Origin of the sequence: Aestuariivirga sp. (genome assembly GCF_037139295.1) — a bacterium.
In the GTDB taxonomy this organism is placed as follows: Bacteria; Pseudomonadota; Alphaproteobacteria; order Rhizobiales; family Aestuariivirgaceae; genus Aestuariivirga.
Genome location: NZ_JBAXGR010000098.1, coordinates 1 through 10,910, shown reverse-complemented (window position 1 = coordinate 10,910; position 10,910 = coordinate 1). Strand labels below are relative to the sequence as shown.

General features: G+C 62.7%; 13 protein-coding genes. 8 read left to right on the top strand and 5 right to left on the bottom strand.

Annotated features, from left to right (window positions below; all coding sequences use genetic code 11):
• Nucleotides 1–139: 139 nt before the first annotated feature.
• A complete protein-coding gene (gene upp / locus WCJ41_RS17540; RefSeq protein ID WP_336907130.1) occupies nt 140–787 on the bottom strand; it encodes a uracil phosphoribosyltransferase in 648 nt (215 codons plus the stop codon).
• Between the two features lie 170 nt (nt 788–957).
• Here upp and WCJ41_RS17535 point away from each other — a divergent pair, with 170 nt between their 5' ends.
• Entirely contained in the window at nt 958–1,464 is a 507-nt protein-coding gene (locus WCJ41_RS17535; protein ID WP_336907129.1) for a VOC family protein, read from the top strand.
• A 110-nt stretch (nt 1,465–1,574) separates the two neighbouring features.
• Nucleotides 1,575–2,648 carry an alkene reductase gene (locus WCJ41_RS17530; protein ID WP_336907128.1) on the top strand — a complete coding sequence of 358 codons (1,074 nt, stop codon included), beginning with the start codon at nt 1,575–1,577 and terminating at the stop codon, nt 2,646–2,648.
• A 104-nt stretch (nt 2,649–2,752) separates the two neighbouring features.
• Here the strand turns inward: WCJ41_RS17530 and WCJ41_RS17525 are convergent, their stop codons facing one another.
• The 3 genes from WCJ41_RS17525 to WCJ41_RS17515 form a co-directional block, all read right to left on the bottom strand.
• On the bottom strand, nt 2,753–3,856 hold the full coding sequence (locus WCJ41_RS17525) for a pyridoxal phosphate-dependent aminotransferase (RefSeq protein WP_336907127.1): 1,104 nt from the start codon (nt 3,854–3,856) through the stop codon (nt 2,753–2,755).
• Entirely contained in the window at nt 3,856–4,743 is an 888-nt protein-coding gene (locus WCJ41_RS17520) for an NAD(P)-dependent oxidoreductase (protein ID WP_336907126.1), read from the bottom strand. The genes WCJ41_RS17525 and WCJ41_RS17520 overlap by 1 nt, the downstream gene beginning before the upstream one ends.
• Nucleotides 4,744–4,830: 87 nt before the next feature.
• On the bottom strand, nt 4,831–5,157 hold the full coding sequence (locus tag WCJ41_RS17515; RefSeq protein WP_336907125.1) for a hypothetical protein: 327 nt from the start codon (nt 5,155–5,157) through the stop codon (nt 4,831–4,833).
• A 219-nt stretch (nt 5,158–5,376) separates the two neighbouring features.
• Here WCJ41_RS17515 and WCJ41_RS17510 point away from each other — a divergent pair, with 219 nt between their 5' ends.
• From WCJ41_RS17510 to WCJ41_RS17485, 6 genes are all read left to right on the top strand, one after another.
• Nucleotides 5,377–6,150, top strand: a complete 774-nt coding sequence (locus WCJ41_RS17510; protein WP_336907124.1) for a hypothetical protein — start codon at nt 5,377–5,379, stop codon at nt 6,148–6,150.
• Between the two features lie 38 nt (nt 6,151–6,188).
• The gene (locus WCJ41_RS17505) at nt 6,189–7,361 is read left to right on the top strand and encodes a patatin-like phospholipase family protein (RefSeq protein ID WP_336907123.1); all 1,173 of its coding nucleotides are present in this window, start codon (nt 6,189–6,191) and stop codon (nt 7,359–7,361) included.
• Nucleotides 7,362–7,420: 59 nt separating this feature from the next.
• Nucleotides 7,421–8,455, top strand: coding sequence for an OmpA family protein (locus WCJ41_RS17500; RefSeq protein ID WP_336907122.1), 1,035 nt, complete (start codon nt 7,421–7,423; stop codon nt 8,453–8,455).
• A gap of 219 nt (nt 8,456–8,674) precedes the next feature.
• The gene (locus tag WCJ41_RS17495) at nt 8,675–8,845 is read left to right on the top strand and encodes a hypothetical protein (protein WP_336907121.1); all 171 of its coding nucleotides are present in this window, start codon (nt 8,675–8,677) and stop codon (nt 8,843–8,845) included.
• A gap of 70 nt (nt 8,846–8,915) precedes the next feature.
• Entirely contained in the window at nt 8,916–10,100 is a 1,185-nt protein-coding gene (locus WCJ41_RS17490; RefSeq protein WP_336907120.1) for an AI-2E family transporter, read from the top strand.
• Nucleotides 10,097–10,513, top strand: coding sequence for a cupin domain-containing protein (locus WCJ41_RS17485; protein ID WP_336907119.1), 417 nt, complete (start codon nt 10,097–10,099; stop codon nt 10,511–10,513). The genes WCJ41_RS17490 and WCJ41_RS17485 overlap by 4 nt, the downstream gene beginning before the upstream one ends.
• Before the next feature lie 8 nt (nt 10,514–10,521).
• On the opposite strand, the gene WCJ41_RS17480 is transcribed toward WCJ41_RS17485, so the two are convergent.
• The coding region (locus tag WCJ41_RS17480) for a hypothetical protein (RefSeq protein ID WP_336907118.1) at nt 10,522–10,910 on the bottom strand (389 nt) is incomplete at its 5' end.

Sequence of the window (10,910 nt, the reverse complement as noted above, 5' to 3'; positions counted from 1 at the left end):
TTTTCTTTCGGGGCTCGCGCCAATAACTGCCGGCTCTGCCATCATTCCCACTGACCTGTTCCCACTCACGAGGACGCTACCCGGCCAATGGTTTTCAATTGGTATGGCGGGGGCACTGTCCGCCCCTATGGTAAATGAATTACTTGGTGCCAAACATGCGGTCGCCCGCATCGCCCAGGCCCGGCACGATGTAGCCGTGGTCGTTGAGGTGGCTGTCGACCGCCGCCGTGTAGATCGCAACGTCCGGATGGTCCTTGGCGACGCGGCGGATGCCCTCGGGGGCGGCGAGCAGGCAGACGAGGCGCACGTCCTTGGCGCCCGCGTCCTTCAGCTTCTGGATGGCATAGGCGGTGGAATTGCCGGTGGCCAGCATCGGGTCCACCACGATGACCGGGCGCTCGCCGATATCCGATGGAACCTTGAAGTAATATTCGACGGGCTTCAGCGTGACCGGGTCACGGTAGAGGCCGATGTGGCCGATGCGGGCGGAGGGGAGCAGGTCCAGCATGCCTTCGAGCAGCCCGTTGCCGGCGCGCAGGATCGACACGATCACCAGTTTCTTGCCCTTGAGGATCGGGGCGTCCATTTCGGTGAGGGGGGTCTCGATCTTCTGGGTGGTCATCGGCAGGTCGCGCGTGACCTCATAGGCGAGCAGCAGGCTGATCTCGCGCAGCAGCTGGCGGAATACCGCCGACGGCGTTGTCTTGTCGCGCATCAGCGACAGCTTGTGGAGAACGAGCGGGTGATCAACCACGACGAGCGTCTTGGGAAGTGTGGCGTCGGCCATGGCGTGATCTCCTGTGGATTTCGCCTTCGTTTTGCGGAATGCGCCCCCCGTTTTCAAGGGAAGCCGGAACTCATCCACGGTTTTGCACCTTTTGGTCCGCTCAAGGGGCTTGCACAGGAACCGGGGGTTGCCTATATCGGTAACGACTAACGTTACAGAAAGGGACGCTCATGCCCGCCTCTGCTCCGATCCCGGCCGGCACACGCATCGGCCATGTTCACCTGAAGGTGTCCGACATCCAGCGGGCGCTCGATTTCTATTGCGGCTTGCTCGGCTTCGAGCTGCAGCAGATGTATGGCAAGCAGGCGGCCTTCATCTCGGCGGGCGGCTATCACCACCACATCGGCCTCAACACCTGGGAGAGTGCCGGCGGTTCGCCGCCGCCGCCCGGAACGACGGGCCTCTATCACGTGGCCATCCTCTATCCCACCCGCGCCGACCTGGCTGACGCCCTGAAGCGCCTTGTCGCCAACAAGCTGCAGCTCGATGGTGCCGCCGACCATGGCGTTTCCGAAGCGCTCTACCTTCATGACCCTGACATGAACGGTATCGAACTCTACTGGGACAAGCCGGAAGCAGCGTGGCCGCGCAATGCCGATGGCAGCATCGCAATGACCACCCAGCGCCTCGACATCAACGACCTCATCAACACCAAGCACGAAATGGAAAATGCATGACCGCCCGCGCCCAGCGGCCACGTGCACGCTTCACGCCACGAGCTGCCTGACAAGCGGCTTTCCACGCCATCCCAACGACGAAATCAACACGCGCTACAGAAAGGCAATCAATGTCCATCCTCTACTCGCCCGCCACCCTTGGCCCGCTCAAGCTGCAGAACCACCTGGTCATGGCCCCGATGACGCGCAACCGCGCGACCGGCAATGTGCCCAATGAGCTGATCGCCGAATACTACGGCCAGCGTTCCTCGGCAGGCCTGATCGTGACCGAAGGTACGTCGCCCTCGCCGAACGGCCTCGGCTATCCCCGCATCCCGGGCATCTTCAGCGCCGAGCAGGTGGAAGGCTGGCGCAAGGTTGTCGCGGCTGCGCATGCAGGTGGTGCCAAGTTCTTCATTCAGCTGATGCACACCGGCCGCATCGGCCATCCGCTCAACCTTCCCACGGGTGGCCGCGTCCTGGGTCCGTCTGCCATTGCAGCTGCCGGCGAGATCTACACCGATGCCGAAGGCATGAAGCCCCACCCCACGCCGGAACCCATGACGGACGCTGACATCAAGACCGCCATCGCCGAATTCGGCACCGCGGCCCGCAATGCCGTGGCAGCGGGTGCTGACGGCGTCGAGCTTCACGCTGCCAACGGCTATCTCCTCGAGCAGTTCATCCGTCCGTCGTCCAACCAGAGGACCGACAGCTACGGTGGCTCGATCGAGAACCGGGCGCGCTTCGTGCTCGAGGCTGCCAAGGCCGCGATTGCCGCCATCGGCGCTGACAAGGTTGGCATCCGCCTGTCGCCCTATGGCGTCTTCAACGACATGCCCGACTATCCCGAGATGGCATCCGACTATGCTTACCTCGCAGCCAAGCTCAATGAGCTGGGTCTCGTCTATGTGCATCTGGTCGATCACTCCCCGATGGGCGCTCCGGAAGTTCCTGCGGCGATCAAGCAGACCATCCGCAAGGAGTTCAAGCGCAGCCTGATCCTGTCGGGCGGCTATGACGCCCAGCGTGCCGAGAAGGAGCTGGAAGACAAGGCCTGCGACCTCGTCGCCGTTGGCCGTCCCTTCCTCTCGAACCCGGATCTCGTGTCGCGCTGGAAGTCAGGGGCCGCGCTCAATGAGATCGACTTCGGCACCTTCTACACGCCGGGCCAGAAGGGCTTCACGGACTATCCGAGCGTCTGATCGGCAGGTATGCCGCTTCAGACCTTCACGCACGCATCATGCCCGGGCTTGTCCCGGGCATTTTCATTGGGGGCGACGAAAAGGAAGCGGACGTGAGGAGTTGATCAGGCCAAAGCCGCCTTCAGCGCCTTCGGCAGCTCTTCCGCGAAGATGCCCAGGTCCTCCGCCGTGCCTGCGGTCACGCGGATGCAGCGGTTGAGGGGCGCCACGCCGGGCATGCGCACGAAGACGCCGGCTGCCACCAGACCATCGAGCACGCGCTTGGCGAAGGCGCCGTCGTGGCCGCAGTCGATGGCGACGAAATTGGTGGCGGAGGCAAGCGGTGTGAGGCCGTTCTTCCGCGCGATGGTGGCGATCTCGTCGCGCACGGCCACAACGGAGGTGACGACGCGGCGCAGGTGATCCTGATCGGTGAGCGCCGCTATGCCCGCCACCTGGCCCAGCCTGGTGACGCCGAAGTGGTTGCGGATCTTGTCGAAGGCGCGGATGAGGTCGGCATGCCCGATGCAGTAGCCAAGCCGCATGCCGGCAAGGCCATAGGCCTTCGAGAAGGTGCGGAAGCGCAGCAGCTTCGGGTTCGAAACATCGAGTGGCGGCAGGGTTCCTTCCGGCGCAAACTCGCCGTAAGCCTCGTCCAGCATCAGCAGTGCGCCATCGGGAATGGCGTCGATCATGCGTTGCACGGACGCGGAATCCCACCAGCTGCCCATCGGATTGTCCGGGTTGGCGAAATAGATCAGGCGCGCTTTCTCGCGGGTCGCGAGGTCGAGCAGCGAGGCAGGGTCCTCGCGGTCGTTCACGTAGGGCGTGGTGACAAGCTTGCCGCCGAAACCATGGACATGGAAGTTGAAGGTCGGATAGGCACCCAGCGACGTGGCAACCGTGATGCCCGGCTCGACGAAGAGCCGCACGGCATAGCCGAAGAGGCCGTCGATGCCTTCGCCGACCATCACGTTCTCCGGCGCCACGCCGAGGTGCTTTGCCAGCGCTGCCTTGATGTCATGGTTCTCCGGGTCGCAATACTGCCAGCTCTCCCCGGCTGCGGCCTGCATGGCGGCGACAACTTTCGGAGACGGGCCAAACACGCTCTCATTCGCCCCGATGCGGGCACGGAACATCGTGCCCGTGCGGCGCTCGAGAGCCTCCGGCCCCACGAAGGGCACGGAGGAGGGCAGCACTTCGCAGAGTGGCGTGAAGGGGAATTGCATCAGACGTATTTCCGCCAGTCGTGCTCTTCCTTGAAGCCGAGAACCTCGCGGATCTTGGCGTTGGAGAGCGGTGCCTCGTTGCCCACCATGGGGCGCTTGAGCGGAATCTGCGGTACATATTGTTTTAGGAAATCGGCGGTCGATTCCCGTGTGGTGATCGTGTCGTTCACCGCGTTGAACACCTGGAAGCCGAGGCCATCCTTCTCGATGCAGAGATGCACGATCTGACCGAGATCACGCGCATCGATGTAGCTCCATGCGTTGCGCTTGCGGTTCATCGGGTTGTCGAGGAAGCCCTTGAACATCGGGTATTCATGCGGCTCGATGACGTTGCCGATGCGCAGCGCATAGATGTCGGCGCCGTAGCGCATGGCGAAGGCCCTTGCCGTCTTCTCGTTCAGCACCTTGGACAGTCCATAGGAATCCATCGGGTCACTGTCGTAGTCCTCATCCAGCGGGAAATGGTGATAGTCCTTGTCGCCCTCAGCGAAGCAGACTCCATAGGTCGTTTCGCTTGACGCAATGATGACCTTGCGCACGCCCAGCTTCATCGCCGCTTCGATGACGTTGTAAGTGGAGATGGTGTTGACGGTGAAGGTGGCGTTGTCCGGCTGGATCAACACGCGCGGCACGGCGGCGAAGTGGACGACCGCATCCGGCGCCGATGGCACGCGGCCCTTGTCGTAGCCCTCGAAGCCATGATGCATGGTCAGGGCATTGAACACCTGCCCGGAATCCGTGACGTCGGTGATGAGCGTGTTCACGCCCGGACAGTCAAGCGGCTTCAGGTCGAGGTTGAGGATGTCATAGCCCTTGGCCTTGAGCCACGGCACCACGTGCTTGCCAGCCTTGCCGGACCCACCGGTGAAAACGATGCGCTTCGCCACGGAACTCTCCCTTCGACATGTGAGACATGTTGTTAGGAGGGAGGTTCCGGGCTGGCAAGCGTGACGATTGACCCGCCCTTTGCTGACTTAGTGCCGAGAACCGCCCGGCTCAAAGCAACTGAAGGAGTTGGCATCGTAGTTGATGCGCGGTGTGGCGCCGGAGGGGTACTGCGCCCCGTTGCACGACTTGCGGGCCTGGTCGAACAGCCGCGCGTCGGCCGGGTTTTGCGGACGTCCATAGCTCAGGGAGCCGCGGTCGCTAGGCCCGCGTGCCCCGCCATATGCGCCACCGCCGGCTCCATGGCCACCGCCGCCGCCGCCGAAGCCGCCACCCCCACCACGTGCAAAGGCATCCATCGGAAGGGTCGCGATGAGGGCAATGGCGAGTACCGCCGGAACATAACGCTTGATCATGGATTTGGCTCCTGTCTGACGATCCCTGAGGCTAGAATAGCACGTTCGGGATCCGTACAGGATGACTTGGGGTCGCAATGCTGCAATTCCAAGGTGTTGCAGGGATGCGTCACCCCGTCGCAAAGGTGAACCGGGGCTGGCAATTGTCGCCAGATGCACTTTTCCAATGGGTCTGGTTGTGTATAAATCTTCGAAATTCGGGGGGAAGCCTACATGTTCATGAAGTCGCTCAAAGTCATCGCCGCCTCGGCTCTGCTTTGCCTTGCCGTGCCGGTAGCGGCCCGCGCCGCCGATATTCCGCCGGTGCCGGACACCAGCGACTGGAAATTCACCGTCGCGCTCTATGGCTGGGCGGCGGGTTTGAACGGCGACGTGGGCGTATTCGGATTGCCCCCACAGAATGTCGACCTGCCCTTCAGCGACATCGTGCAGAACCTCGATTTCGCTGTCATGGGCCTCGCCGAGGCGCGCAAGGGCCGCTTCATGATGGGCGTCGACGCCACTTACACCAATGTCGGGAAGTCGGTTTACACACCGTTTGGCGTTGTCGCCAACCGGATCGACGTCACCAATACCAGCCTCATGCTCACGGGTGTTGCGGGATACGGCATCATCGACACCGACATGGCACGGCTCGACCTGATCGCCGGTGTGCGTCTGTGGTCGGTGAACAATGACTTCGACGCAAAGGGTGGACTGGTCGGTGGCCGGTCGTGGAGCGACGGCGCCACCTGGGCTGACCCGCTGGTTGGCGCCAAGCTGCGTGTCGACGTGCTGCCCAACGTCTATGTCGCCAGCTGGGCGATGATCGGCGGCTTTGGCGTCGGGTCCGACCTGATGTGGGACCTGATGGCCGGCGCGGGTTATGACTTCACCGATCATTTCTCGCTGTTCGGTGGCTACCGCGCGATGAGCGTGGACTACAGCAACGACGGCTTCGTCTATGATGTTGTCGAGCAGGGGCCTGTGGTCGCTGCCGTCGTCAAGTTCTGAGGTATAGCGCGCTCGCGCTTCCGGAGACGTCGCGCATTGTGAATAGGTCGAGGCGTCTTCTTCTGGCTCTTGTGGGGCTTGTGCTCGCAGCCTGTGCGGGTCCGACGGTCGAGTCGCTGCGCGATCCGGTGCCGGAGCCGCTCGTCAGCCGCACCGCTGTGCCTGGCTACAGTCATATCCGCTACTGGGGTGATGACGGCGACGGTCTGTCCCCCGCCGTGCTTGAGGAGATCGCCGCGCAGCAGAAGGCCGCCGGACTTTCGACCACGGTCCGGAATTTCCTGGCCATTTCCGGCGGCGGCAGCAACGGCGCCTTCGGTGCGGGGCTTCTGACCGGCTGGACCCAATCCGGAACACGGCCGGAATTCACTGTCGTCACCGGCATATCCACGGGCTCGCTCATCGCGCCCTTCGCCTATCTCGGGCCGCCCTATGACAGGCTGCTGACCGCAGCCTATACCGGCATCTCGGGGGAGGACGTGTTCCGGCGCAAGCCCGTCCTCAGCCTTCTCCGCTCATCAGCCGCGGCAGACAGCACGCCGCTTCGCCAGCTCGTGGCCCGCTATGTGACGGACCAGATGGTGGCCGACATCGCCGTCCAGAACGCCCGCGGCCGCAAGCTGCTCGTCGGCACCACCAATCTCGATGCCGGACGACCGGTGGTGTGGGACATCGGTGCCATTGCGTCGAGCCGCGAGCCTGGCCGCAAACAGCTGATCCAGGATATTCTCGTGGCATCATCCTCGATCCCTGGCGTTTTCCCGCCGGTGAAGATCAAGGTGGTGGCCGACGGCAAGACTTTCGACGAGATGCATGTCGATGGCGGTACGACGAACCAGGCCTTCATGTTCCCCTCGAACTTCTCGGTGAAGGCGCAGGACATCAAGCTGAAGCGCAGCGGCATCAAGCGCACGTTGTATGTGATCCGCAACGGACGGGTGACACCGGAGTACAAGATGGTGAAGCCGCGGCTTGCCTCGATCGTCGGACGTTCGATCAGCACGCTCATCACCACGCAGGGAGTGGGCGACCTTTACCGCATGTATTCCAACGCGCTCCGCGACGGCATTGCATTCCGGGCGATCTGGGTGCCTGACAGCTTCAATATGGAGGAGCCGGAGCCCTTCGACCCGCCCTTCATGAAGGCCCTCTACAAGGTCGGCTTCGACATCGGCCGCAGCAATATTCCCTGGGCCACTCAACCCCCGTAAGGTGGAGTGTTGCCGCCCAGTCCATCTCTACATTTTTAGCGGTTAAAGGACATCCAAGCATGCGCAAGTTACTGACGGCGGCTCTTGCAGCCGGGATCATCGCTCTCGGCATCGGCAGTGCGAGTGCCCAGCAGGGCCTCGGACCCTTCATGCCCAACAATGGCGGCACCATCACAACCGCCTGGACCAATGCCTTTGGCCCGGACGCCGAGTCGTGGATGACCTTCGCGAAGGTCGGCACCACCACTTTTGACATCAACTATTCCAGCTCGCGCGGCATGCGTGCCGTGCGCCGCATCCAGGTGGCGGATCGTGCCACCGCCCGCACGCTCGTGCTTGGCTACAATTCGGCCATGCCGCTCGTGATGCCTGACACCACGACGCTGGGCACCTCGACCGCAGTGCTGGAGCAGCTGCGCACCACTGGCTCCGCCCCGTCCTCCATTATCTATGATGCGGCGTTGAACAGGGTGGATGGGCAGTTCATGCTGCTTGATCCCAAGGCCAAGTTCTCCGTCCAACTAGGTGACCAGGTGGTGGATGTACCGGCCATTACCGCCACGGGCAGCTTCAAGGGCAGGTCCAAGTCGGCGACCGGCACCTTCACCTTCCTCAACAACAAGAACAACCCGATCCTGCTCGAATACTCGGTCCAGTTCACCGGCGAGGCCACCCCGCGTACAGAGCGCGTCGTGCGTGCCGTTCCCGGCAAGGCACTGCAGGGCGAGATGCAACAGGCGCTGGCCACGGTCGGCATGTACCGCACCTATGGCATCCATTTCGACTTCGACAAGGCCTCGATCCGCTCCGAATCTCAGCCGCTCATCAACGACATGGCGACGACACTGAGGAACAACCCACTGTGGACGTTGCGCATCACCGGCTACACCGACTCGATCGGAAAGCCGGCCTATAACCAGAAGCTCTCGCTGGCCCGCGCCACTTCGTTGAAGGCCGCGCTGGTGAAGCTCGGCATCTCCGCAGCCCGGCTTGATACTGCCGGTGCCGGCGCTTCAAATCCCGTGGGCTCCAACAAGACCCTGCAGGGACGCGCCCTCAACCGTCGCGTCGAGTTGCAGCGCACTGATCGCTGAACGGGAGACATCAAATCTTCTGCGGCCCCTGCGTGGGGCCGTTGTCATTTGAGCGGGCAACACAAGTAATTCGTGTGTGCACATGATGTTGCACGCCGCAGGAGAACATTGTACTTTGTGAATGTGATTAGGTAGTTCTTCTCTTGCCGAAACAGCGTCGCTGCCTGTAGGGCGATGCTCCCAGATACTACTTTTTTGCAGGCAGCAGGACACAAGAAGATGACAAAGAAAAACAGGCTGGTCGCCGTGCCCGATGCCTCAATGCTCTCGCTCTACAAGGCGCTTGTTGGCTTCCTCGCCAGTGAGGCACAGGTGCGCGGCTGGGACGATGTGAGCGAGCGCCTCAAGGCTGTCGAAGGTGCGCTCTCGGGGCGCATCGTGCAGGGCTGATCCTCCGACCCGCGGTACCGCTCTCCACCTTCGCGTGCTATATCGTGAGTCAAGAGGGGAGCATCCGAGAATGCAACGGCCAGACGACCCGCAACCTTCCATTGGTGGTGCTGCATCGCTGTTGGAGAGATTTGCGCTGCTGCTGTTGTTCGGCTTGCTGCTGGCGGGCGTCTATCTGGTTCTCAGGCCCTTCATGCTCGGGCTCGTGTTCGGCGCCATCCTGGCGGTGGTGGTCTGGCCGTTGCGCTCATGGCTTGTGCGCAAGGGGCTGTCGGGCCCGGCTGCTGCAAGTCTCTTGCTGTCGCTGCTGCTGATTTTCGTGCTGGCACCCATGGCGGTCGCGGCGCCGGGCCTCGCCGGGGAGGTGAAGGATCTGATGACGCAAGGCATGGCGTGGGTTGAGTCAGCCCCGCAGCTTCCTGCCTGGATCACGGACCTGCCGCTGGTCGGCAGCTCGATCGCCTCGACATGGGATGGGCTCCTGGCGCAGACACCGGAAGCCAAGGCCATGCTGATGTCCTTCTCGCAACCGGTGAGGCAGTTCCTGACGGATGCGGCCTTTGGCCTGGCCTCCAGCGTCATGGACTTCGCGGTGGCGCTGATCGTGGCAACCAGCTTCTGGTCGCGCGGCGACAAGGTTGCCGTGGTGCTGCGCGACAGCCTCTCCCGGCTCGGCGGGCAGCAGCTTGCGGATCTGACGAACGTTGCGGCCAGCGCCACGCGCGGGGTGTTCTACGGCATTGTCGGCACGGCAGTGATCCAGGGTCTTCTCATGGCCATCGGCGTGTTTCTCGCGGGGGTTCCGGGGGCTGCACCACTGGGCTTCGTGACGCTGATCTTCGCCATAAGCCAGTTTGGTGGCGTGCTCATCAACCTCGTGTGGGGCGGGGCCGCATGGTGGCTCTATTCAACCTCCGGCATGGGGCCGGCCTTCTGGTTCATCGTGGCCTGGGGCCTGTTGGTGACCTTCAGCGACAATCTTCTGAAGCCGCTGCTGATCGGTTCCAGCATCAAGTTGCCGCTGATGCTGATCATCCTTGGCGTGTTCGGGGCTTTATCTCCTTCGGCTTCCTGGGCTTGTTTATTGGCCCCACGCTCCTGGCAGTGGCCTTCGAACTTCTGGCAGCTTGGCGCGGGCGCAAGCGGACTGCCACGCCTGCGTGAGACCTTCAGTGACGGATGGTGGATGCTTGCGCGGACTGGTGCATGCGTGCTGAGTTGCCGTCAGCTTGTTCAAACAGGACGTTGCACATGAGACTCGGATCGTTGGCCTTTGCCGGGCTTGTTGTGGCGCTGCTGTCCGGCCCGGTGCTGGCGGATGGTTATCCCGCCATTCCGCTCTTCTCGGGCGACAAGACGGTGATGGACGAGCAGATCGTCTGGCCGGCAAGCGGCAAGGCGCATGTCAACGCACTGATCGTCGTGCTTGCGCCGGGGGAAAAGACGGTGGTGCACAAGCATGGCGTGCCCACCTTCATTCACATCCTCGAAGGCGAGGTTACGGTCGACTACGAAGGTCACGGCAAGCGCACCTACAAGCAGGGCGAATCTTTCCTCGAGGCCATGGATGTGGAGCATGCGGGCCTGAACAGCGGCACGGTTCCGGTGAAGATCCTCGCGGTCTACATGGGTGCGGATGGCGCCAAGGATGTCATCAAGAAGCAGTAAGCGGACGATCAGCCCGAGTGGCGCTGCCACCACCACAGGGGGGCGGGCCCGTGAAGCTCGCCGCCGTCACGCTGGCGGAGATAGCGGATGTAAAAGAACACGCTGATCCAGCTGACCGCGGCCGGATAGAGCGCAAAGCTATTGTAGGCGAGACTCGGAGTTTCCGTCTTGCCGAGCAGCGTCGCCGCAATGACCGCACCGAGCAGTATGACCATGACCACTGCCATGGTTTGCGCATCTTCCAGCGTGCCCCTGGCCGCCGAGAAGGCGACGAAGCCCCAGAAGAAGAACATGACGAAGAAGCTGCTTTCCAGCTGGCGCCCCACGAGCAGGGCGTGGACGGACAGGCTCACTGCAATCCAGAACAAACCCCAGTAACGCGTACTCTGCATCACCA